Below are 22,378 nucleotides of genomic sequence, written 5' to 3'. Positions count from 1 at the left end.
CGACCGTACGCGTTATTTTTTGTTTTTACCGATTTTTGTTAATAATAGTGAATAAAAATTGCAACTAAAAGAAATGGCAGCTTATCCAAATAAACTGCCATTTGATACAAAAACTTTTTATATAACCGTGAAGCGACTTAAGAAAGCTGGCTCCTACACGTCCTCTTCCTAAAGTGATTCTTCAGGTTACTTGCAGCTACATCTTGCGTGGTACAGCCGTCTCAGCTGAAGGAGCATGTGCAGCAATTACATCAAGAGCTGCTGTCTCTTGGTCCTTCTCGCCAGAAGCAACTGCCCTACCGTATGCGTCGGTATCAAGAATTGCCTGGCGGAAGCGATCAGTTGTAAATCCATAAGGAGCGCGACCCCACTCGTTGGTCTTCTGAGCTCGCTCAACAATGATGTCTAGGTCAGCGTCAACTGATTCTGGAGTAATGTCCAGATCGGCCAAGGTGGTTGGGAGACCAAGCTTTCTATTAAGCGCCACCTGCTCCTCAAGTGCCTTAAGGTTGCCGTCAAAGGCATAAAGAACGCAGGTACCAAAGGAAACAACCTCACCATGAAGGTGTTTCTCGCCACGCTCGCCCAGAGCAGTAAAGGCATTGTAGAAGGCATGAGCGGTTGAGGAATTGAAGTAATACGCACCGCGCTCAGCACCAATGTTGGTGGTCATGTTAGACACAACACCAGCGGTAATGATGATGTTAAGAACAACGTTTTCAAATGCTTCAGAAACAATACCAGCACGCTTGTCTGCCAGTGCCTGCTCTGCATTATCAAACAGAGGCTCAATACAAGCGCCTGCGGCAAGAGCGCGACCCATAAGAGGGCTGTGAAGCAGCTCAACTTCTCTGGAAGAAAGTTCAACCTCAGGACCCTTAGAGAAGGCATCGCCAATTCCTGCCCAGAAGTACTCATCAGGGCTCTCTGCAATAATCTGCGTATCAATAAAGGTATGAACAGGAAGCTCAGCAGGAATGAAGTACGTATCTGCAGAACCATCCTCTTTATAGAAAACAGCAATTCTTGTTACAGGAGCGCAGTTAGACGCAAGTGTTGGGAAGGTAAAGTATGGTTTGTCCAGAATAGTTGCAATCTCTTTACCCTCATCAATTGCACGACCACCACCAACAAGAAAGAGCATATCAGCAGCAATAACCTCAGGCATTGCTGCAATTCTCTTGGCATTTGCGTGCGTAGAGTTAGTGCCGTAAGAAATCCAAGAAGAAATAGAAACCTCAGAACCCGCAAGTGCAGCCTCAAGCTTTGGACGTGCCTTCTCCATTGCTGTTGGTCCACCAATGACTACAGCATTTTTACCAAAGCGCTTAACAATGTGCAGTACCGACTTATAAGCATCAACACCAATGGTGTATGAAGGCAGATACTCCGTAAATGTTCCGCGAGATTCCATCTTTTCCATAGCGTCCTCCAAAACCTATCTCAGAAAAGCGAGAATATAACTTTAACTGAATTAGTTATGTTTTTGCAGCATAAATCCTTGAACTAGTGTGTCTTCCGCCTCTTTGTAGGCTGACGAGAAAAACTCTGTATCAAGCATTTGATACTGCGGGGAGCTCACACTATTCTGGCGATTCTCCTCTGCAATGCGCTGTATAACCTGAAGTGTTTGCTCAACATCTGAATGCGTAAACCCATACTGTGGATGAGCCGCGGCAACTGCAAAGAGCTCATCAGATACTTCTGGCAGACGATTCATAACAAGCGAGCGCCCGTAAACATCAAAATCTGCTTGCTTACGAATACGCGCATCTTCTCCTGTCGGAATATGATGAGCACGCAAAAATGCTCGCGTATGTGTGTTATACACGTGGTCGCAAACAAGGTGACACCAAATACCCACGATAAGCTCTCTGAGCTGACGCTGATCTACTAAGCTGCGCTGCTCAGGTGAACAATACGACACATTTGGCTGAATAAAGTCAGTCTGTAGCAGATACTCGGCTGGATTAAGGCCGCCCATAAAGTTTCGCTGGTATCGCCTGTAACTTGGAATAGGCAACGTTCCTGGGTATGACTGATGGCTTCGACCGTATCTCACCTTGTGAGAATAGTCTGGAACCATAAAGCCAATGTGCACATCAGGAGCAACGTTTCCAAGCAGAAATGCATCAGGGTAGTGAATATCTACGTCCAAGCAACCGGCTCCTTTCTCAAGGAGCCGGTCAGCATGAGCAATATGTACGTTCCAACTTGGCACTACAATTACCTGCTTATCCGCGAATTTCTCCGCCGGTAGAACGAAGAACTTTCTCCACAAGCTTTGTGTGGGTCTTCTCAACCTCTTCTGAAGTAAGCGTTCTGTCGTCTGCACGATACGTGAGCGAGAAGGCCATGGACTTCTTGCCCTCACCAACACGCAGCGGATCGCGATACACGTCAAAAAGTCTGATGTCGCAGAGGAGCTTGCCACCAGCAGACTTCAAACGCTGAACTAGCTGCTCTGCAGTGACGCTCTCATCAACAACAATTGCCAGGTCAATTGAGATGCCTGGGTAGGTTGGTGGCTCCACAATAGGAAGGTCTTTCTGAGAAAGACGCAAAAGTGAAGCCACAGAAATCTCAAAGGCAATGACTGGAACCTCAATGTCAAAGTTCTGGAGCGACAAAGGATGAATGTTTCCAACCCAACCGATTGTCTCGCTACCTGCAAGAATCTCAGCAGCGCGACCAGGCTGCAGCCAACCGTATTGCTCTGGCTCAGCTACACGGAAACGAACCTTAGGGATGCGAAGTGCCTCAAGCAGGCCCTCAACAATACCCTTGGCGTCAAAGAAATCGTAGGCTGGATACTTAGCATTCCAAGCGTCATCTGCTGGACGACCAACCAATACGCCACAGACATAGCTTGGCTCATCTGGCTGGCTCTTGTCCTTGTGTCCAAAAAGCACACGACCCAACTCATACATAGCAATGTTAGAAACACCGTGAGCAAGGTTGTACGCAATAGAGCGCAGAAGGCCCGGAACAATAGAGCGGCGCATCTCAGACTGGTCAGCAACAAGTGGGCTAATAACCTTTACAGGCACGCCTCTTCCCTCTTCGCTCATGCCAAGCTTGGAGAGGTCGTCTGGACTTGCAAACAGATACGACTTTGTCTCGTTGAGGCCAAGGGAGCGCAGCGTACGGCCAATCTTTCTGATCTGACGCTGATCTGAGGTCAAACCGCCTGCATGGTTTCTAGCAGCAGGAAGCGTAGCCTCAATATCACCTTCACCCCACAGGCGAACAATCTCCTCAATAAGGTCAACCTCGCGCGTAAGGTCTGGGCGGTTTGTAGGAGCAATAACGCTCAGCTCTCCGTTGTCTGCTGGAGCAACCTTGCAGCCAAGGCGCATAAGGCGAGAAACCATAAACTCTTCTGGAATTTGAGCACCTGCAAGGGCGCAAACGCGCTCTGGGCGAAGCGTAATAGTTACTGCCTCTTTTACCTTTGGATATACATCAACAATACCAGGGCAAACCTCAGCACCACAGCACTCCTCAAAGAGTGCTGCTGCAATATCTGCAACAGATGCGCAACCGTTTGGATCCACAAGACGCTCGTAGCGAATAGAAGCCTCGCTCATCAGATCAAGGTTTCTGCTGGTACGGCTAATGTGGCCGTTATCAAAGACAGCGGATTCCAAAAGGACATCAACGGTATTCTCGGTAATCTCAGAATCCAGGCCACCCATAACACCAGCAAGTGCAATAGGAGTTTTACCGTTATCTGTGATGACCGTCATATCGGACGTGAGCTCGCGGTCTTCTCCGTCAAGCGTCACAATGTGCTCACCGTCTTCTGCAGCACGAACCACAATGTGGTACTTGCCATCTTCCTTGGTAAGTTTTCCGAGGTCAAAAGCATGCAGAGGCTGGCCGGTCAGGTACATCACGTAGTTAGTAACATCAACAACGTTGTTGATTGAGCGGCCACCACAAGCCGTAACGCGACGAGCAAGCCACTCAGGGCTTGGGCCAATCTTGACGTTTCGAACCACGCGAGCAGTGTACCTTGAGCAGAGCTCAGGATCAGTAATGGTAACATCAACCTGCTCAGATGCATCTGCGCCAGACTCAGACGTAACACGTGGAAGCTCAATATGGGTGTCAGTGTCATACATTGCAGAAACCTCAACAGCCATACCAGTCATAGAAAGGCAGTCGGGGCGGTTAGGGGTAATCTCGCAATCAAGAACTACATCAGACATGCCCAGGTAATCCGTAAGAGGTACACCAATTGGAGCGTCCTCGGGAAGAATCATAATGCCGCTCTGGTCATCGCCAAGACCAAGCTCGCGAGAAGAGCAGTTCATGCCGCAAGACTCAACGCCACGCAGCTTGGACTTTTTAATCTTAAAGTCTCCAGGAAGTACCGCACCGATCATTGCGGTAACAATGTGGTCTCCCTGATTAAAGTTCTGAGCACCGCAAACAATCTGTAGAGGAACAGGATTTCCGTCCTTATCTACATTGTTATTGCCCACGTCAACCAGGGTAACATACATGTGATCAGAATCAGGATGAGGCTCTTTGCTTACAACCTGAGCAGTAACAACATGGTCAAGATTTGCGCCGACACGCTCTATAGCCTCAACCTCAGTACCAGTGCGCACAAACTCGCGCTCAAGGTCTTTTGGGTCCTGAGGAAGATCAACGAGCGTCTTCAGCCATTCATAAGATACACGCATGTGATTGCCTTTCTAGTAAGACGCCGATGATTAGAACTGACGCAGGACTCTCTGGTCACCAGAGATGAGCATGCGCAGGTCAGGAAGGTCATAACGAAGCGCTGCAACACGCTCAACACCAATGCCAAAGGCAAAGCCTGTGTACTTCTCGGAATCAATACCGCAGTACTTGAAGACATTAGGGTCAACCATGCCGCAACCAAGAATCTCAAGCCAGCCCGTGTTCTTGCAGAAACGGCAGCCCTCACCGTGGCAAACACCACAAGAAACGTCTACCTCGCAGCTTGGCTCGGTGAATGGGAAGAAGTGAGGACGATAGCGGGTAGCGCGGTCCTTACCAAAGATCTCACGAGTAAAGTGGTCAAGGGTGCCCTTGAGGTCACCAAAGGTGATTCCCTCATCAACAACAAGGCCTTCCATCTGCGTAAACTGAGGCAGGTGGTTAGCGTCTGCTGTGTCAGGACGGAATACCGTACCAGGGCAAATCATGTAAATAGGAGGCTCTTTTGTCTCCATGGTATGTACCTGTACGCCAGAAGTCTGCGTACGAAGAAGCACGTCGGACTCGCCCAGTACGTGCGATTCTTTACCTTCTGGCGCGTTGTCTACTACGTAGAACGTATCCTTACCAGAGCGGCTTGGGTGATCTTCAGGAGCGTTCAGCGCTGTGAAGTTGTAGTAGGTAGTCTCAACATAAGGGCCTGTCTCAATGGTGTAGCCCATGCTGATAAAGATGTCTTCCATCTCCTCACGTACCTGCTCAATGAGGTGCTGAGTACCAGGGCTCAGACGACGACCTGGAAGGGTAATATCAGTTGCCTCAGCATTAAGCTGAGCCTCAAGGGCTTCTCGCTTTAAGGCAAGCTGACGCTCGCGAATAGCGGTCTCAACGTTAGCACGAACGGTATTTGCAAGCTGACCCATTTGAGGGCGCTGATCTGCGGGAACCTGACCCATCATACGCATAATTGCGGTAAGAGAGCCCTTCTTTCCCATTGATGCAACGCGCACCTTCTCAAGTGCTTCAAGGTTTGTTGCCTTAGCAATTCCTTCAAGTACTTGCTCGCGAATTGCCGAGAGTTCCTCAGACATTCCCATGTAATTACCCTTTCAATAGAAAACCGTCCCTGAGCATATGCCCAAGGACGGAAAATTTCCGCGGTACCACCTCGGTTGATTGCACAGTTTTCTCTCTGTGCAATCCACTTAAAAGCCTAGTTTCGTTAGGCGGACGACTTCCCTACTAAGCAATGACGCCGTTCAAGTTGTAGCTCGGGAGTGAACTCTACCAGCGCTGTGCAGGTGTTTCTCAACCACGAACACCCTCTCTGTTCACAACGTGCTCCGGCAAACCTCTCCGTCAACGCACTTTGTTCAGAGTATCACACTGTGCGAGTTTTGAGCAGCAGCACAACCCTTTTTACCAGAAAGATAAACAAAAGCGTAACAACCGCGAGAAGAACAATGGTTCCTCCAGGTTTAAGGCCAAGCTCATAGGAGACAACAAGTCCACCAAGTGAGGTTAGCATGCCCACCGTGCTTGCATACAAACAACATTGCTTCCAGCTGCGGGAAATCTGCAAAGCACAGGCAACAGGAACCACCATCATGGATGAAACAATAAGTGAGCCAACCGTTCTTGCTGCTACGGCAACCACCAAAGCTACTGCGATAACAAAGCCAAAATTGATAAGACTTACGGGTACACCAACACAACGTGCATGACGCTCGTCAAAAGACATCAAGAAGAGTTCTTTTCTGAGAAAGAAACAAAAAGCAACAGCAAGCACGCTAATGACCACAATCATCTGAACTTCTTGCTCGCTTACGGTCAGGATAGAGCCAAACATAAAGCTATTGAAGCTTGATGAGTTAGGAACAAAACCAGACAACACACCTGCTAGACCAATACCAGCTGCCATCACAATGGCAACGGCAAGCTCTGACTGGTCTTTGAAGTGACGACGCACTCCCTCAACACAAAGCGCACCACCCAAGCAAGCGGCTATTGCTCCAGCAACAGGATTAATACCTGCAATCATGCCGCCTGCAACACCTGCAAGAGAGGTATGTGAAAGAGCATCGCCAATCATAGAAAGGCGCTTCAATACAACCGTAACGCCTACCAGCGGGATAATTGCTCCCAGAAGAATTCCCACAAGAATTCCTCGCTGCATAAATACGTATTCAAACATTTATGCCCTCCTCTCATGCGAGTCTTGGGCATCTTGAACAACGTCGGACGCAGGACCAAGGGACTCCGTTAAAGCAAAATCATCTAATTTTCCGCGATTGTGGTCGTGGACATGATGAGAGTCAAGGTCACAGTGAGCTCCATGAACTGCACAGTGATTATGACCGTGACCTCTACCAGCAATTTCTATAGCTTTGTGGTCGGCAACCTCAATGACTCGACAAGCCAGGGCATCAAGAGCTGCAAGATCATGGGTAACAATGAGTACCGCAAGATCTCGAGCAGCATGAGCTTCTCGCACTAAGTTATAGAAGTGATTGCGGCTCTCTTTATCAAGACCAGTTGTAGGCTCGTCCAAGATAAGCAATGAAGGATTTCCTACCAGCGCGCAGGCAAGGCGAACTCTCTGGAGCTGTCCTCCAGAGAGTTCCCTAATAATACGCGTGGAAAAATCAGTCATACCTACAAGGTCAAGTGCCTCAAGCGTGCGCTCGCGACGCTCTTTTGCGCTCATCTTTACCTTTTTGGCACGAGCATACTGACTTGCATCTACTAGTTCGACGACGCTTGCAGGAAAGCGATTAACCGATTCTGAAGGGAGCTGTGGGACATAGCCTACACGCTCCCAGTCTTTAAACCGAGTCGAGGGCGTTCCAAAAAGAAGTGATTTGCCACTTGTAGGTTCAAGCTCACCCACCACAATTCGAGAGAGCGTAGATTTACCAGCTCCGTTATCACCAATAAGCGCGCAAATCTCACCTTGATGAACGTCTAAATTTACATCGCTTAAGACGCGCGTCTTCTTGTAAGAAAAACTCACGTCTTGAAGCGAAACGGCTATCTGACTTTCCTGCAACACGTCCTCCAAACATCCAGCCTAAGCTGGCAACACACTATGCGAGAGCGCCCTCAAGAGCCTTGAGGTTCTCGCGCATAACAGAGAGGTAATCCTCGCCTGCCTTGAGCTCATCATCAGTAAGTCCCTCAAGTGGGTTAAGCTCTTCAACACGAGCGCCTGTTGCCTCAGCAATTGCCTGAGCAACCTTAGGACTTACCAGTTCCTCCGTAAAAATAACCTTTACATTATGCTCTTTTACAAACTCAGTAATCTCCTTCATTTCCTGAGCATTTGGCTCTGCATCTGCCTCAACGCCCTCAATAGGCATCTGAGTGAGACCATAAGCCTCGCACAAATAACCAAATGCCTGGTGAGAAACAACAATGGTCTTGTTAGGTAGTGAATCCAGACCCTTATGGAACTCATTATCAAGCGTATCAAAGTCTGCGTTGGCCTTATCAAGATTGGCAGCATACTCTGACTTGTGCTCAGAGTCCTTCTCGGAAAGGGCATCACAAATATTCTTCATCTGAATCTTGGCATTCAGAGGGCTCAGCCAAACGTGAGGGTCGGTTCCGCCATGGTCATGGTCGTGATCATGGTCGTCTTTCTTCTCCTCATGATCGTGATCATCGTCCTCTTCAAGCTCAAGAAGTTTGACATCCTTGCTGGTCTCAACTGCTGTAAGTTTTGTGCCAGAACCAAGTCCATCAAGTACGTCCTTGACCCAGTGCTCCATACCAGCACCGTTGTAAATCAAGAAATCTGCTTCCTGGATAGTCTTCATATCCTTGCTGGATGGCTCCCAATCATGTGGCTCAGTACCAGCAGGAACCAGGCATGTTACCTCAGCATGATCGCCAGCAATGCGCTTTGCAAAATCGTACATAGGATAAAAACTTGCAACAATGTTGAGCTTCTTCTGGTCTTTATTATCAGAAGCTCCTTCTTGCTTTTGAGCCTCAGGCTTGCAGCCAGCAAGAATAGCACTCACGCCAAAAGCGGAAGCTACAAGTGCGCTACGACGAGAAACGGTTGGATTCAAATTCATGTTACATCTCCCAAAACTATAAAAACCAATACGGTGTAGTGCCAAATTCTTCAAACAAAATCGTGCGATTGTCCTCACTACCAAGCATAAAAACATGGCGAGAAACCCATGTTTCTCCTCACTTCTTTGCCTTTCTACTCACTTCTCATCATCTGAACATGCATTCATGCTTCCCCTTTAGCACGAAAGCGGGCTGTCTTCCAACAGTCCGCTTTCTAAAAGTTAGCCTTAGTATACATATTCCAATTCAAGTCAACGATAAATTTATTATCTTTTCCACAAACGGAATTGGAATAAACAGGTTAACTGTTTTATCTCTTGCTAACCTACTGATCTTTCTCCGCATACGGAGTAATAATCAGATCTCCACTATTATACTCACCCAAATAAACCTCTGAAGCAGACTTATAACCTTGATGCTCAAGTTCTCTTTCAAGCCAATTCTCTTCCAGGTCCAGCGTCTCAAGAATATTTGTCTGAACTTGTCCGTCAGTAATAAGCGGGAATCTAACGTTCTCTTCTCCTTTTTTAACAATAATCAACTGTCCATTTTGCTCAAGAATGGCACGCTTAACGTCTGAGATATAATTCACTCCTGCCTGGCGAAGCTTCAGCGACACATCGTAGGCAGTGAGACCCATAGACCTACAGTTGTCTACAAGCAGCTTGCCCTTATCAATAACAATAACAGGACGTCCATCAATCAACTGCTTGACCAGCATATTGTTTGTTCTCAACCATTTAAGAACCATAACAATAATGAGCCAAATAAGCAGGACAAGGGTGAACTGCAAAATGGTAATTGAACTGTTGTAGATCATGCCGCCAACAATGCCGCCAAGTACAAAGTTTTGAACCTGGTCAATTGCTGCAGTTGGTGCTAGGTTTCCTTTTCCGCTGACGTTAATTGCCAGAACAAGCGAGAAAAGACCGATGCACAATTTAATGGCAACTTCTAAATAAAAGTTCATCGATCTACTCCTCTACATGCTTAATATCATTACCAATGAGATTGATCTGTTCAATGACATAGTCATTCTCGGTATTTTTCAAAACGTGATAATACTTACCGTCAACCTCAAGATACGAGGGATTTCCCTGGCTATCAAAGGCAACGTACACGTGGTCAAAATCAACCTCAAGACGTCGAGCGAAGCTTTCTTGTGAGGAAACAATTGACTCATAGTGCTTACTTGCCTGATTAACCTCTAGCACACGATCAAGCTGTAGAAGTCCAAGAAAGATTAATGAGAACAGCGCAATAAGCGCCAGCTCACGATACTTAGAATTCTTTCTATCGCGCATGTAATGCACAAGCGAGAAGATCATTAGAAGTGCAACAAGGCCAAATAGAACAAGCTGAGTCCAGTCAAATACTGTTGCATGGTGAATTAAATAGTTATGGGAATAGAACTCCATAGGCTTCCTTTAATTTGTATTACTCAAAATCTGCTGCTTAAGCCTTGTAAACGCTCTTTCCTCCAAGGAACGTCTCTTCAAGCTGAAGATCTTTTGTAACAACAATAAAGTCAGCATCATATCCAGGACGGATGAAGCCACAAACATCATCAATTCCACAAGAGCGAGCTGGGTTTTCTGAAGCCATACGAACCGCTTCTTCAGCAGAAACAATACCCCAGTCAAAGACGTTCTTCACGCCTTCAAACAGACGAAGGATTGAACCAGCAAGGCTATGAGACTCATCCATCAGACGAGCAGTTCCGCCTTCAACAACAACGGGGAAATCGCCTAGTTTGTACTGTCCATTAGGCATACCACCTGCACGCATGCAGTCTGTAATAAGAACGGTATGGTCATATCCCTTTGCATTTACCAGAGCACGGACTGCAATAGGATTAAGGTGATGGCCGTCGCAAATAGCCTCTGCATAAGTACCGTGGGTGGTCATTGCAGCACCAACCATACCTGGCTCACGGTGGTGAAGACCGCTCATGCCGTTATAGGTGTGAACAAAGATATCTGCGCCAGCGTTTACGCAGGCAAGAGCTTCCTCATACGTTGCATCGGAGTGACCAAGTGCCACATGAACACCGCGGTCTGCCATCTCTGCACAGAACTCTGGAGCGCCATCGCGCTCTGGAGCAAGAGCAATCTTGGCAATCCAGCCGTCAGCGCGCTCCTGCCACTCATCAAAGACCTCTACATCTGGATCAAGGAAGTACGCAGGATTCTGGGCACCCTTGTGTTTCTCGGTAAAGAAAGGTCCCTCTAGGAAGATGCCCTGGATGCGAGCAGCATCAATACCGTTTGCCGCAATTCCCTCTGCTGCATCAGCAACGGACTCACAAGCATCACCGGTCTGCGCAACGCTTGCGGTTAGTGTTGTTGGAAGCCAAGAAGTTACACCGTTAGAAAGCAAACCCTGGGCAATCTCAATGACACCATCAGGATCGCAGTCCATAATATCGTGGTCCAGGAAGCCATGGATATGTGTATCAACAAGGCCAGGCGCTACCCAAGAACCAGTACGATCAACAATCTCACACTCTGGCTTTTCTTTAGTGAAATGACCAAATACACCGTCTTCTATTAGCAAATATCCTGGACCAGAAGTTGCTCCTGGCAAAAAGAACTTATCTGCTTTAACTGCAAATGTACTCATACGTACCTCAATCATTCTCAAAAGGACGCGCCATAGGCACGTCCTTCTTAGTAATTCCTATAGTGAGTGAATTGTAACACCCTTAACCACTCGATTAACCTGACCAGTTGGAGAAGGTGTGTCCGGTTTGTTATTGACACGAACTGAGTTCAAGAGTGCCACGACTTGAGCAACCATTACAAAAGGCAGAGCCAAATAAGGTGCTGGTAGAGGCTCTGTAAATACTGGAAGACTAAACGTTCTTCCCGTAAAGTTTGTTGCCCCCTCTTGCTCAATACCAATAGTCAGAGCAGCAATCTGGTCTCCCTTAATCTCGTCGAGAATATCCAGGTCATATTGACGCGTATAAGGGTTATTGGAAACAAAATCAAACACCAGGGTGTGCTCGTCGACAAACGACTTTGGTCCGTGGCGATATCCCATTGAGGAATCCCACGACGTTGCATTAATACCAGCTGCAAGCTCCAAAATCTTAAGCTGAGCCTCATGAGCAAGACCCACAAAAGGACCAGAACCCAGATAGGTAATGCGGTTGAAATCGCTCTTAAGCCACTCAGCAATCTCTTCCTCGCGCTCAATTACCTGCCTACCTAGCTCAGCAGCATCAGAAATCCAAGCCTTCTTCTGTGAGTCATCAGCACTATCAAATACAAGAGTTGCAAGAAGTGTCATACAGCTATAAGAGCCGGTCATAGCAAAGCCCTGGTCATTTGCGCCAGGAATAAGAAGCAGCAATGTGTCGTCTTTACCTGCGGATTCAACGGCAAGTTTTCCTTCAGGAGCGCAGGTAATATTGATGAGCAAAAGATTTTTAACAATCTTACGGGCAATATTTACGGCAGCAAGACTCTCTGGACTATTACCAGAGCGTGCAAAAGAAACCAAGACCGTTGGATCATCTGGATCAAGGCTGCCATAAGGATCAGAAACAATATCAGTAGTTGCAACAGACGCAAACTCAAAAGAGCTCTTCTCGCCATGAGAACGAAGATATGGAGTAATGGTATCGCCTACATATGCCGAGGTACCTGCGCCCGTAAAGACCACGCGGGTACGACGACCCTCGCCAAGATTGCGAGCACGCTCGACAAACTCTTTAATTGCAGAAAGGTTCTCCTGATAAATGCCAAAGGTAGATTCCCAAAGCTCAGGCTGCTGCTTAATCTCGGCAGTTGTAATATGCGCGCCGAGTGCCTTTAGCTCTTCTTGGCTCTTTTTAAACATTGATATCCCTTCTTACAGCTATTTAACTGCGTGTATGTACAATCTTGTATCTAAATTGATCAGCGCGAGCCACACTTAAAGTAAACTCAACAATATTGTTTCTGTCATTGTAGGTTGTACGTGTAAGGCTCAAAACAGGTGAGCCCTCAGAAATTTGCAATAAAGCGGCGTCATCTGAGCGAGCAATTGAAGCCTTGAACTCCTCTTCTGCCACGCCAATCTTTATGTTGTAGTCTTCTTCAAAAATTTGGTACAGAGATTTTTGCTCAACATCATGAGCGGTGAGCGAGAAAAACTGTGAGACTGGAAGGTAGGTTACCTCCAGCATCATAGGCACATTATCAGCACTTCTTAAACGCTTGATGCGGAAGAGTTTCTCGCCAAGAATAACATGCATATGCTGGGCTAAAAATTTATTAGCCTCAATAGTGTCAAACTCAAGAATAGTTGTCTTTGGAACGCGGCCCAACTGACGCTGCTGGTCAGTAAAGCTATAGCCGCCCATAAGGTCTGTTGCGCGTTCAGAAACGTCTGCAACAAAGGTACCCCGACCACGTTGACGGTAAATGAGTCCCATGTGTTCAAGCTCTTGCAAGGCCAGTCTTACCGTAGTGCGAGAAAGACCATAAGAATCGGAGAGCTCTCGCTCAGAAGGAAGTGGATCGTTTGGATCCATCTCGTTTTCAATACGATAGCGCAGTATATTTGCTAACTGCTCGTAGAGAGGCTGTCTTCCCATAAACGCTGTCATCAAAACTCTCCTATAAAAGACGGGTGCCCACTAAGTGGACACCCGTCGCACTTACTTAACCCCAAATATATGGGAGAACGCCAAAGCCAGAACCAAGGAGTGCAATTACCAGAAGCAGGCAGATGCACATAATTGGAGTCCAGTTACGCTTTGCCATGAGATAGTACAGGCAAAGGGTAAGCGCCAGTGGGATAAGCTTTGGGCAAACGCCGTCGAGGATCTTCTGGATGTCAATGGAGACAGGAGAAGTGACTTCCTCGCCAACAGTTACCAGATTAACGCCGTTACCGACTGGAGCAATAGCAGTGGTGCCGTCCTTGCCATCAGCAGTCTTGCCGCCGATGAACATAACGGACTCAGGGTCCTTCTTGTAGTCAGCATAGGAACCCTTAGCAAAGAGAGCCTTGTCATACTGACCAGAAGCAAGCTGCTCATCAGAAAGAGTTACCTGAGAAAGAACAACGCTGTGTGTCTCACCGTTAGGGATATTTGCGCCAGCGCCAAGCTTGGTTCCGCCGTAGCAGACAACCAGGCAGCCAACAACAAAGACGCCCAGGATAGAAGCAGCACGAGTGAACTCTTTTGCGTTCTCGGTGAGCAGGGTAATTGCGTCAGTACCCATCTTGTAGGAAAGGTTCATCAGCCAATAACGTACAGCAAACTGTGCAATGTTAAAGATGATGAGGAACAAGAATGGTGCAAAGACATTGCCGGAAATTGCCATGTTAGAGGTAATACCAGCAGTAATTGGAACAAGGGTGAACCAGAACAGTGCGTCACCAATGCCGCCCAGAGGACCCATTGCAGAAACGCGGACTGCACGAATGGTTGGGATATCCAGCTTGTTCTGCTCAAGGGAGAGAACAATACCCATAACAAAAGTGACCAAGAATGGGTGGGTATTGTAGAACTCAAGGTTGTGACTCATGGAAGCAGCAAGGTCATCCTTGTTGTCGCCGTGAATCTTCTCAAGACCAGGGAGGATACCGTAGAGCCAACCAGCTGCCTGCATTCTCTCGTAGTTGAAGGAAGCCTGCAGGAACAGGGAGCGCCATACCATCTTGTTGAGCGTCTTCTGATCAAGTGGCTCAGCAGGAGTGGTGTTCTGATAGGTATCAGGAATATTAAATGCCATCTTCGAAGTCACCTCCAGCAACAACAGCAGGAGCAGCATTCTTCATCTTGGTCTGGAGCTGGTAATCCCAGAATGCGATACCAAAGCCGATGAGAGCAAGAAGCAGAAGTGCTGGACCAGAGAGCTCAGGAATGCTGATAAATACGATTGCAGCTGCAAAGCCCATGAGGAAGAAGCCCCAGAGCTCGCGAGAAACCATAACCTTCAGCAGGATTGCAAAGCCGACGAAGCGCATCATGCCACCGGCGACGGACAGTGCATTCATGAGCCACTTTGGAATTGCCGTGGTGATCTGAGTGCCAAATGCAGCGCCACCCAGGAAGAACAGGGTAACAATGACACCAAAGAAGAGACCAAGAGCAGCCATTGCACCATAGTTGATACGAGCAATTCCCTTAGGATCGGCCTTCTCGGCGTATGCATCAGCAGTTGCCATTACAGGGGACATAATGGTAAAGATGATGGTTACTGCATACTGACCAAGCAGGGAGAATGGAATTGCTGCAGCTACAGCGGCCATTGGCTCAAGCTTAGTAGTGATTGCAAAGACTGCAGACATAATGCCGCCGATAACAGCATTAGGTGGCTGTGCACCACCAACAGGCATGTTACCGATGGTCATAAGCTGATAGGTGCCACCAACAATGAGACCAGTCTGAACGTCACCAAGAATCAAACCAACCAAAAAACCAGTTACGATTGGCTGGTAAAGAGACTCGAGGAAACTAAACTGATCGATGCCAGCGATAAACGCAACGATGAAAATTAATAACACCTGAATAGGGCTAACATCCATCTTAACTCCTCCTTTCAAACACACCATAACTACCGATGACGATGATCGGCAGACTATCCGAATACCTTTGCCAACCTGCTAGAAACGTTGAACCATTGCAACTTTTTGTAATCTCTACCAGGAAGTTGCGCGCAAACTTACTCGAATAGCTTTGAGATATCCTCGACCGGGGTCGTAGGAACACGCCTAATCTCTAGAGTCACCCCCAATTCCTGAAGCTCACGGAAGGCAGCGACGTCCTTATCGTCTACCGCCACACTTGTGGCGACCTGTCGCTTTCCCTCAGCCATGTGCATATTGCCGATGTTCACCTTTTTGATTGGAACACCGCCCTTGACCAGAGTGAGGACATCCTCTGGATTCTCGGCAACTAAGAAAATGTGCTGGCTTGCTGAAGCCTTGTGGATAACATCGATAGTTTTCTGGAGCGTAAAGTACCTGGTTGCAACACCGCTTGGTGCAGCCATATCCATGAGGCCCTGACGCATCTTATTGCCTGCGACCTCGTCATTAGCAACAAGGATGAGATTTGTTCCAAGGGTACCGTTCCACTGAGTAGCAACCTGACCATGAATCAAACGATTATCGATTCGAGCAAGCTTGATATCTGGTTCTCCCATAACAAGTTCTCCTCTCTTTGCGCGCACACTTGTGCGTGCTATCTGCGATTTACATCGCACTACTCGCAACTTGCGCTGCGTGTTTTACTGCAAATTTATTTATTGTTGGAAACGCTGATTACCGCCCAACGATCCAACGTGATGACCACATTTGGAGCAAACTCAACATCTACTGTTTCTTTTTTGACGTTTTTAACTACGCCATACATTCCGCTATTAGTCTTAACTTTCTGACCTGCATGAAGATTCTTCAGAAACTCTGAAGTTGTTCCCGCCTTTTTAGAAGAGGCTCTCCAAACAAAGAAGGAATAAACAAGGCCCAAAATTACCAAGAACGCGAGAAGAACAATGGATGAAGCAAGAATGTTCTCTGCTAGATTTGCCATGTGCATCTCCTTAACTCAACAACAAAACGCTACTTAAATACCATCGTCTCCGAAGATGTCATCTTCTGGCTCAACCTCAAGCTCAAGACGCTTATGGACAACTCCCTGGCTACCAGCTAAAACAGCAGTATCAACCAGCTCTTCAAGAGAGGTATCTGCCATGCGGCTACCAAGTGTTTCAAGAAGCATAGGAAGGTTTGTGCCGGTAACTACTTCTACGTTTGAATAACTCTGAGCAATAATCATTGCCTGATTAAAAGGTGTTCCGCCAAGCAGATCGCAGAAAACCAGCACACCATCAGTAGTGTCAAGAAGATCGGAAATTGTTGCGGAAAGAGTTTCTGGGTATGTTGCAGCACCGGCTTCAATAAAAGGAACGGGAACAAAAGCTTCTTGCTCACCAGCAATCATCTTTAAAGCATCAGCAAGACCGTTTGCAAAAGTTCCATGACCAGTTAAAACGCAACCTACCATGTCAAACTCCTTTCAAAGAGTTGGAAACTATCTGGGGAGCTACGCGGGAAACTAGGGGTGTTGAAGCTTCTTTCTAAGTGGTAGATACCAGATAACAACCTAACATAAGTATAGTCTAGTGAGCATCTTGAGATGTGTACGTTAACAATCGCCGGTTTAACGGTACTATTTTTACCGCAAACGGTACACACGTTGTTATTTTCGCAGGTAAATATATGGATAAATTGTGACGATGTACTAAAAATTTAGAGCTGTTCTTGAAAAATGAGAAGTTCTTATAACGTGCCTTTATACGTAATAAACGTAGTAAACAACCCTAAAATCCTGCTCAAATACGGCGAGAAAATAAAATTGGTATTAAGAAATTATGTACTGGTATCTTTTTTTATAACATCTAAAGAAAAGTTTCTTGATGGTGCTTTGGTTAAATAGATTTAATCCAATTTCATTTGCAGTGGCGCTGCTCCATAGTGTTTCTCGCCCCTGCTTTCCTCTGAGCACTTTGTGTGCACTGTCTTTTAGACGAGGTGATATGCGTGATTGTTACCGTAACACTCAATGCATCCATTGATAAGGCGTACTACCTGGACTCTCCTGTTGTAGATGGAACGGTACACAGAGTCTCGGTAGTAGATAACAGCGCGGGCGGCAAGGGTCTTAACGCCTCACGAGCCATTACCACCCTTAACTACCCCGTTTGTGCCACAGGATTTGTTGGCGGTAATAACGGAAGATACCTTGTTGAGCTGGCTCATAAAGATGGTATTACCAGCGATTTTATTTATACTGAGCAAGAAACCCGCTCATGCATTAATATCCTGGAACCAGACGGGCAATCAACTGAATTCTTAGAGCCTGGACAGCCTGTACTTCCTGAAGAATTCCTTGCTTTCAAGGCAAAACTTGTGCAGCTTACCAACGAAGCCGAAGTTGTTACCTTTAATGGCAGTATTCCCAAGGGTATTTCTGCCGAAAATTACAAAGAACTTATTGAAGAGACCATGGCTGCGGGCGTGCCTTGCATTGTAGACGCATCCGGTGCACTGCTCACCTCCTGTATTGATGCTCTTCCTACCATGATCAAACCAAATACCGATGAAATCGGTCAACTTCTAGGAAGAGAGGTAACTACAGAAGACCAGGTCATTGAGGCAGCTCAGGAGCTGCACAAACGCGGCATTAAAATTGTAGTTGTCTCGCTTGGTGCAAAAGGTGCGCTGATGGTTTCTGATGAAGGAACCTTTAGAGCAAATCCTCCAAAAATTGAAGCTATCAATCCTGTTGGTGCAGGAGATACCCTTGTTGGCTCATTTGCTGTTGCACTTGCTCAGAAAAAGCCAACTTCAGAGTGTCTTACCTTTGCGCTGTCATGCGCTACTGCAAGTTGCCTATCTGCGGGCACCGGTCGCTTTGATCAGGATATTGCAACTAAGATTCATAAGCAGGTCGCAATCAAGAAGATTGCTGAATAAGATGAAGCAAGACGGGTTTCTCGCCAAAGGTTACAAAGACAAAACGATTTCTAGAAAAAGTTGCATAACAGAGTAAGAGAAACGTTACAATTTTTTCAGTCAATCAAAGAGCCCTTTGGGGCGAAAGGAGCAATAGATGTTCGTTACTACTAAGCAGATGCTTCTTGACGCACAGGCTGGCCATTATGCTGTTGGCGCCTTTAACGTTGAGAACCTTGAGTTTGTAATGGCTGTTGTTAGGGCAGCAGAAGAGCGCCGCTCCCCTGTTATTCTTCAGACCACTCCTGGCACCATCAAGTACGCAAGCCTTGATTACTTTGCTGCCATGGTTCGTTGTGCTGCTGAAGAGGCAACTGTTCCTGTTGCTCTTCACCTAGATCACGGTGATGGCTTTGACCGCTGCATCCAGGCAGCTCGTGCCGGTTACACCTCCGTCATGATTGACGGCTCTCACGTTCCATTTGAGGACAACATTGCACTTACCGCATCCGTAACCAAGTTTGCTAGTCCTATTAACCTTCCTGTTGAGGCTGAGCTTGGCAAAGTTGGCGGCAAAGAGGACGATGGCCCAGCTGTTGAGGGCGAGAACCCCTACACTGATCCAGACCAGGCTGAGGAGTTTGTCGCTCGCACTAACTGCACTTCTCTCGCAGTTGGCGTTGGTACCGCTCACGGCGTTTACCACGGTACACCTCACATTGAGCAGGGTGTCCTCAAGGCTATCCGCCAGCGTCTTGATATTCCTCTGGTTCTTCACGGTACTTCTGGTGTTCCAGATGACCAGGTAGCAGAGGCAATTCAGAACGGTATTTGCAAGGTTAACTACGCAACCGAGCTCCGCCAGGTCTTTACCGCAGCCTTTATGAAGTACATGTCAGAAAACCCTGGCAACTTTGATCCAAAGAAGCCTTCCGTTCCTGGTATGGAAGCAATCACTCAGATTGTCGCAAGCCACATGGATAACCTGGGTTCTTCCCACAAGGCATAAGCGTCAAGGCATAGCCGTCACACGTATCCTGCTTTTGCAGATAAAAACAAGGCGAGAAGATCGATTGGTCTTCTCGCCTTTGTGTTAAAAGCAAAGCGTTGTTGAAAACGCAAACCTTAGCAAATCTTGCAAATCCAGTCTGCCTCTGGAGCCTCAATCTCGCCAGACTGAATGCTGGTCAGCGTGTTGCGGAGCTTAGACATAACTGGTCCAACAGCCTCCATACCAGCGCCAAAGACAATCTCTTTCTGGCCGTCAACAACTTTGCCAACAGGAGAAATAACAGCAGCAGTACCGCACATACCGCACTCAACAAACTGGTCAAGCTCATCAAAGCGGACAGGACGCTCAATAACCTTCATACCAAGCAGGTCTTTAGCAACCGTTGCCAGAGAGCGACGGGTAATAGAAGGCAAAATGGAATCTGTGTAAGACTGTGGAATAACCAGGGTTCCCTCTTTATCAACAAAGAGGAAGTTTGCGCCACTGGACTCCTCAACATAGGTACGAGAGCCAGAGTCAAGATACATACTGTCTGCAAAGCCCTGCTCATGTGCCCAGGTGGTTGGGTACAGAGACATAGCGTAGTTGAGGCCGGCCTTGATGTTACCGGTTCCATGAGGAGCAGCACGGTCATAAGGAGAAACGGTCAGGGCAACAGGAGAAACACCGTTGGAGTAATAGGCTCCAACTGGAGTGACCATAATACGGAACTCATAGGTAGGAGACGGCTTAACACCAACAGTATTGCCGGTACCAATCATAAATGGACGAACATACAGCGTAGCGCCCGTACCAAATGGTGGAACCCATGCTGCGTTTGCAGAAACAACCTCTTTAACAGCAGCAACAAATCTATCCTCAGGAAATGGTGGCATGACAAGGCGGGATGCAGAGTCAACCATACGCTGAGCATTAAGATTAGGACGGAAGCAGACAATATCGCCAGAGACTGTGGTGTAAGCTTTTAAACCCTCAAATACTTCCTGGCAATAATGGAAGATGTTTGCGCATTCAGACAGCGTAATGCTGTGATCGGTGGTAAGGCCACCCTCATCCCAAGCACCGTCTTTGTAGTGGGCAACGTAACTGTAGTCACACTGCGTATATGCGAAGCCAAGCGCTGTCCAATCGATGTCTTTCTTCTCCACTGAGTTTGCCATGGCTTTCCTTTCTCCGTGGGTTTTAAAGAATGAACTTCATCATAAACATGCGGATATGAATACCTAGTCCTATTAAATAATTTGTAACCGAATAGATATTTTGCGGTATAACGTACATGAGCTGAAGGGAGCAAAAATGAATATCAAACTTAAAAGAACTTACGACGCGCCAGAAGCTGACGATGGGTATCGCGTGCTGGTAGATAGACTGTGGCCTCGTGGTATCAAAAAAGAGAACCTACACGCTGATGAATGGGCTAAAACCATTGCTCCTACTACTGAGTGTAGAAAAGCATTCAACCACGATCCAGAGCGCTTTGATAGCTTTGTATCTACCTATACAGCTGAACTTAACAGCAATCCTGACGCAGATGCCTTTGTTGAACAGCTTAAAAAGCTTGATCAATCTACCGTGACACTGCTTTTCTCGGACAAAGATACTACGTACAACAACGCAGTAGTGCTCAAAAAGTGGCTTGAGACTAAGCTTAAGTAATACGCTTACCCAGCCACGCTTACATATCTTGCGAGAAGAACTCCTGGTAGAACTTCAATTCTTCAGGAGTATCTATGCTTGATGAGAATAAAATATCAGGCTCTACGGCGCTAGTGTTCTTGTCAGCAGCGGCATCTGCAGAAGCAAGCAAGTTTGCCTGTCCAAGCAAACGCTTAAGCTGATGAGCGGCGCCTGCCCCACCGTCAAAAAATTCTACGTCTCCTAAAACAGAGCTAATTTGCTTCTTGATAAAGGGGTAATGGGTGCACCCAAGAACCACGGCATCTGCCTGGCCAGCATAATCTCCCAAAAGCTCAGTCAGGCGGTTATGCATCTGTTCGGAATCAGCCTGACCAGATTCGATAAGCTCCACCAGGCCCTCTCCTGGAATAGAGATGACCTTTGCTGAAGGATGCAGGCGCGACTCAAGATTGTGATACTTCTGCAAAGAGAGCGTTGCTTTTGTAGCCAGAACAACCACTGTTCCATGGGGATATGCAGTTACTGCAGGCTTAAGAGCTGGCTCAACACCCACAATAGGTACATGAGGATAGGTTGCCCTCAGCTCGTCTGCAGCAGCAGCTGTAGCAGTATTGCAAGCAATAACCAGCGCTTTGGCACCCTCATCAATAAACTTTTTAACAATAGCAGCAGAGCGCTGGGCAATCTGCGCTTTTGGTTTAGTACCATAAGGAGCAAATGCAGAATCGCCAAAATAATGAAATTCCTCGTGAGGCATTTGGGCAACAAGGTGTTTAAGCACACTCATGCCACCAACGCCCGAGTCAAATACACCAATAAAATTATGAGGAGCTAAACGAGCTTCCATTACAAACCTTTCAAACTGAATGTAAAGTATTTTATACCTTTATCATTCAAAGGTTGATTTGCGTCACTCTTGGGTAGAATGCCAAAGATATGTTTTTAACGATTGGAGTTTCATGAGCAACGAAGGTAAAAAGGTAAAGGTCCACTACGTAGGCACTCTTGATGACGGAACTAAGTTTGACTCCTCCCGTGATCGCAACGAGCCACTGGCATTTACCTGCATGGCTGGTCAGATGATCCCTGGTTTTGATGAGGCTGTCAAAGATATGACCGTTGGCCAGATTGTTGACGTCCACATTCCAGCAGCAGAGGCATATGGTGAGCGCCATGAGGAGGCAGTACAGCCTGTTCCCGTAGCTCAGCTTCCAGGCTCTGAGAATCTTGTTGCAGGTCAGCAGGTTACTCTTGGCACCCCTGAGGGATACCCTGTTATGGCAACCGTTGTCTCTAACGACGGCACCACTATCGTCTTTGACACCAACCATCCAATGGCTGGTAAAGACCTTAACTTCAACATTGAGCTTCTCGAGGTTGAAGAGTAATCCACTCCCCCTTTATTGGGCGAGAAGGGCGTAGATGCTTCTGGCATCTGCGTCCTTCTTTTTTCCGGCTTGAATTCTCATTGCTAGTGCAACAACAAAAGAG

General features: G+C 47.1%; 23 protein-coding genes. 4 read left to right on the top strand and 19 right to left on the bottom strand.

Going from position 1 to position 22,378, the window contains the following annotated elements:
• Positions 1-196: 196 nt before the first annotated feature.
• The 17 genes from HMPREF1647_RS06375 to HMPREF1647_RS06295 form a co-directional block, all read right to left on the bottom strand.
• A complete protein-coding gene (locus tag HMPREF1647_RS06375) occupies positions 197-1,423 on the bottom strand; it encodes an iron-containing alcohol dehydrogenase family protein (protein WP_035433174.1) in 1,227 nt (408 codons plus the stop codon).
• Between the two features lie 51 nt (positions 1,424-1,474).
• A complete protein-coding gene (locus HMPREF1647_RS06370; RefSeq protein WP_035433171.1) occupies positions 1,475-2,221 on the bottom strand; it encodes a zinc dependent phospholipase C family protein in 747 nt (248 codons plus the stop codon).
• A gap of 13 nt (positions 2,222-2,234) precedes the next feature.
• On the bottom strand, positions 2,235-4,694 hold the full coding sequence (gene pheT / locus HMPREF1647_RS06365) for a phenylalanine--tRNA ligase subunit beta (RefSeq protein WP_035433169.1): 2,460 nt from the start codon (positions 4,692-4,694) through the stop codon (positions 2,235-2,237).
• 30 nt (positions 4,695-4,724) lie between these two features.
• Positions 4,725-5,792, bottom strand: a complete 1,068-nt coding sequence (gene pheS / locus HMPREF1647_RS06360; protein ID WP_035433167.1) for a phenylalanine--tRNA ligase subunit alpha — start codon at positions 5,790-5,792, stop codon at positions 4,725-4,727.
• 284 nt (positions 5,793-6,076) lie between these two features.
• Positions 6,077-6,889, bottom strand: coding sequence for a metal ABC transporter permease (locus HMPREF1647_RS06355; RefSeq protein ID WP_035427920.1), 813 nt, complete (start codon positions 6,887-6,889; stop codon positions 6,077-6,079).
• A complete protein-coding gene (locus tag HMPREF1647_RS06350; RefSeq protein WP_262363828.1) occupies positions 6,890-7,708 on the bottom strand; it encodes a metal ABC transporter ATP-binding protein in 819 nt (272 codons plus the stop codon).
• A 73-nt stretch (positions 7,709-7,781) separates the two neighbouring features.
• Positions 7,782-8,777 carry a metal ABC transporter substrate-binding protein gene (locus HMPREF1647_RS06345; protein ID WP_035433162.1) on the bottom strand — a complete coding sequence of 332 codons (996 nt, stop codon included), beginning with the start codon at positions 8,775-8,777 and terminating at the stop codon, positions 7,782-7,784.
• A 326-nt stretch (positions 8,778-9,103) separates the two neighbouring features.
• A complete protein-coding gene (locus tag HMPREF1647_RS06340) occupies positions 9,104-9,748 on the bottom strand; it encodes a DUF421 domain-containing protein (protein ID WP_035433160.1) in 645 nt (214 codons plus the stop codon).
• Positions 9,749-9,752: 4 nt separating this feature from the next.
• Positions 9,753-10,196, bottom strand: a complete 444-nt coding sequence (locus HMPREF1647_RS06335; RefSeq protein ID WP_035433158.1) for a DUF3290 domain-containing protein — start codon at positions 10,194-10,196, stop codon at positions 9,753-9,755.
• A gap of 37 nt (positions 10,197-10,233) precedes the next feature.
• Positions 10,234-11,400, bottom strand: a complete 1,167-nt coding sequence (gene nagA, locus HMPREF1647_RS06330) for an N-acetylglucosamine-6-phosphate deacetylase (protein WP_035433188.1) — start codon at positions 11,398-11,400, stop codon at positions 10,234-10,236.
• Between the two features lie 57 nt (positions 11,401-11,457).
• Positions 11,458-12,624, bottom strand: coding sequence for an SIS domain-containing protein (locus HMPREF1647_RS06325; RefSeq protein WP_035433156.1), 1,167 nt, complete (start codon positions 12,622-12,624; stop codon positions 11,458-11,460).
• Positions 12,625-12,646: 22 nt separating this feature from the next.
• On the bottom strand, positions 12,647-13,375 hold the full coding sequence (locus tag HMPREF1647_RS06320; RefSeq protein WP_035433154.1) for a GntR family transcriptional regulator: 729 nt from the start codon (positions 13,373-13,375) through the stop codon (positions 12,647-12,649).
• A gap of 55 nt (positions 13,376-13,430) precedes the next feature.
• Positions 13,431-14,510 (bottom strand): PTS system mannose/fructose/sorbose family transporter subunit IID, encoded by a 1,080-nt coding sequence (locus tag HMPREF1647_RS06315; protein WP_035433152.1) that lies wholly within the window; start codon positions 14,508-14,510, stop codon positions 13,431-13,433.
• Positions 14,500-15,306 (bottom strand): PTS mannose/fructose/sorbose/N-acetylgalactosamine transporter subunit IIC, encoded by an 807-nt coding sequence (locus HMPREF1647_RS06310; protein ID WP_012809150.1) that lies wholly within the window; start codon positions 15,304-15,306, stop codon positions 14,500-14,502. The genes HMPREF1647_RS06315 and HMPREF1647_RS06310 overlap by 11 nt, the downstream gene beginning before the upstream one ends.
• A gap of 137 nt (positions 15,307-15,443) precedes the next feature.
• Positions 15,444-15,926: a PTS N-acetylgalactosamine transporter subunit IIB gene (agaV, locus tag HMPREF1647_RS06305; RefSeq protein ID WP_012809151.1), complete on the bottom strand. Its 483-nt coding sequence runs from the start codon at positions 15,924-15,926 to the stop codon at positions 15,444-15,446.
• 95 nt (positions 15,927-16,021) lie between these two features.
• The gene (yajC, locus tag HMPREF1647_RS06300) at positions 16,022-16,312 is read right to left on the bottom strand and encodes a preprotein translocase subunit YajC (RefSeq protein ID WP_035433150.1); all 291 of its coding nucleotides are present in this window, start codon (positions 16,310-16,312) and stop codon (positions 16,022-16,024) included.
• A 33-nt stretch (positions 16,313-16,345) separates the two neighbouring features.
• A complete protein-coding gene (locus HMPREF1647_RS06295; RefSeq protein ID WP_035433148.1) occupies positions 16,346-16,786 on the bottom strand; it encodes a PTS sugar transporter subunit IIA in 441 nt (146 codons plus the stop codon).
• 536 nt (positions 16,787-17,322) lie between these two features.
• Between HMPREF1647_RS06295 and HMPREF1647_RS06290 the strand changes: the two genes are divergently transcribed.
• Positions 17,323-18,258, top strand: coding sequence for a 1-phosphofructokinase family hexose kinase (locus tag HMPREF1647_RS06290; protein WP_035433146.1), 936 nt, complete (start codon positions 17,323-17,325; stop codon positions 18,256-18,258).
• Positions 18,259-18,394: 136 nt separating this feature from the next.
• Positions 18,395-19,246, top strand: a complete 852-nt coding sequence (locus tag HMPREF1647_RS06285) for a class II fructose-bisphosphate aldolase (RefSeq protein WP_035433145.1) — start codon at positions 18,395-18,397, stop codon at positions 19,244-19,246.
• Between the two features lie 116 nt (positions 19,247-19,362).
• On the opposite strand, the gene HMPREF1647_RS06280 is transcribed toward HMPREF1647_RS06285, so the two are convergent.
• Positions 19,363-20,409: a branched-chain amino acid aminotransferase gene (locus HMPREF1647_RS06280; protein ID WP_035433143.1), complete on the bottom strand. Its 1,047-nt coding sequence runs from the start codon at positions 20,407-20,409 to the stop codon at positions 19,363-19,365.
• 136 nt (positions 20,410-20,545) lie between these two features.
• Here HMPREF1647_RS06280 and HMPREF1647_RS06275 point away from each other — a divergent pair, with 136 nt between their 5' ends.
• Complete coding sequence (locus tag HMPREF1647_RS06275; protein WP_035433140.1) at positions 20,546-20,905, top strand: DUF488 domain-containing protein; 360 nt, start codon at positions 20,546-20,548, stop codon at positions 20,903-20,905.
• A 19-nt stretch (positions 20,906-20,924) separates the two neighbouring features.
• On the opposite strand, the gene murI is transcribed toward HMPREF1647_RS06275, so the two are convergent.
• Entirely contained in the window at positions 20,925-21,734 is an 810-nt protein-coding gene (gene murI, locus HMPREF1647_RS06270; protein ID WP_035433138.1) for a glutamate racemase, read from the bottom strand.
• Positions 21,735-21,846: 112 nt separating this feature from the next.
• Here murI and HMPREF1647_RS06265 point away from each other — a divergent pair, with 112 nt between their 5' ends.
• Complete coding sequence (locus HMPREF1647_RS06265) at positions 21,847-22,275, top strand: FKBP-type peptidyl-prolyl cis-trans isomerase (protein ID WP_035427939.1); 429 nt, start codon at positions 21,847-21,849, stop codon at positions 22,273-22,275.
• Positions 22,276-22,378 lie beyond the last annotated feature (103 nt).

Source organism: Lancefieldella parvula DNF00906 (genome assembly GCF_000758945.1).
GTDB classification, from domain to species: domain Bacteria; phylum Actinomycetota; class Coriobacteriia; order Coriobacteriales; family Atopobiaceae; genus Lancefieldella; species Lancefieldella parvula_C.
This window is presented reverse-complemented; position numbering and strand designations above follow the sequence as displayed.

Bases quoted from the DNA above. Each gene is read 5' to 3' on its own strand.
- HMPREF1647_RS06375 (WP_035433174.1), bottom strand. From the start codon at position 1,423: ATGGAAAAGATGGAATCTCGCGGAACATTTACGGAGTATCTGCCTTCA.
- pheT (WP_035433169.1), bottom strand. From the start codon at position 4,694: ATGCGTGTATCTTATGAATGGCTGAAGACGCTCGTTGATCTTCCTCAG.
- pheS (WP_035433167.1), bottom strand. From the start codon at position 5,792: ATGGGAATGTCTGAGGAACTCTCGGCAATTCGCGAGCAAGTACTTGAA.
- HMPREF1647_RS06355 (WP_035427920.1), bottom strand. From the start codon at position 6,889: ATGTTTGAATACGTATTTATGCAGCGAGGAATTCTTGTGGGAATTCTT.
- HMPREF1647_RS06345 (WP_035433162.1), bottom strand. From the start codon at position 8,777: ATGAATTTGAATCCAACCGTTTCTCGTCGTAGCGCACTTGTAGCTTCC.
- HMPREF1647_RS06340 (WP_035433160.1), bottom strand. From the start codon at position 9,748: ATGAACTTTTATTTAGAAGTTGCCATTAAATTGTGCATCGGTCTTTTC.
- HMPREF1647_RS06335 (WP_035433158.1), bottom strand. From the start codon at position 10,196: ATGGAGTTCTATTCCCATAACTATTTAATTCACCATGCAACAGTATTT.
- nagA (WP_035433188.1), bottom strand. From the start codon at position 11,400: ATGAGTACATTTGCAGTTAAAGCAGATAAGTTCTTTTTGCCAGGAGCA.
- HMPREF1647_RS06325 (WP_035433156.1), bottom strand. From the start codon at position 12,624: ATGTTTAAAAAGAGCCAAGAAGAGCTAAAGGCACTCGGCGCGCATATT.
- HMPREF1647_RS06320 (WP_035433154.1), bottom strand. From the start codon at position 13,375: ATGACAGCGTTTATGGGAAGACAGCCTCTCTACGAGCAGTTAGCAAAT.
- HMPREF1647_RS06315 (WP_035433152.1), bottom strand. From the start codon at position 14,510: ATGGCATTTAATATTCCTGATACCTATCAGAACACCACTCCTGCTGAG.
- HMPREF1647_RS06310 (WP_012809150.1), bottom strand. From the start codon at position 15,306: ATGGATGTTAGCCCTATTCAGGTGTTATTAATTTTCATCGTTGCGTTT.
- agaV (WP_012809151.1), bottom strand. From the start codon at position 15,926: ATGGGAGAACCAGATATCAAGCTTGCTCGAATCGATAATCGTTTGATT.
- yajC (WP_035433150.1), bottom strand. From the start codon at position 16,312: ATGGCAAATCTAGCAGAGAACATTCTTGCTTCATCCATTGTTCTTCTC.
- HMPREF1647_RS06295 (WP_035433148.1), bottom strand. From the start codon at position 16,786: ATGGTAGGTTGCGTTTTAACTGGTCATGGAACTTTTGCAAACGGTCTT.
- HMPREF1647_RS06285 (WP_035433145.1), top strand. From the start codon at position 18,395: ATGTTCGTTACTACTAAGCAGATGCTTCTTGACGCACAGGCTGGCCAT.
- HMPREF1647_RS06280 (WP_035433143.1), bottom strand. From the start codon at position 20,409: ATGGCAAACTCAGTGGAGAAGAAAGACATCGATTGGACAGCGCTTGGC.
- HMPREF1647_RS06275 (WP_035433140.1), top strand. From the start codon at position 20,546: ATGAATATCAAACTTAAAAGAACTTACGACGCGCCAGAAGCTGACGAT.
- murI (WP_035433138.1), bottom strand. From the start codon at position 21,734: ATGGAAGCTCGTTTAGCTCCTCATAATTTTATTGGTGTATTTGACTCG.
- HMPREF1647_RS06265 (WP_035427939.1), top strand. From the start codon at position 21,847: ATGAGCAACGAAGGTAAAAAGGTAAAGGTCCACTACGTAGGCACTCTT.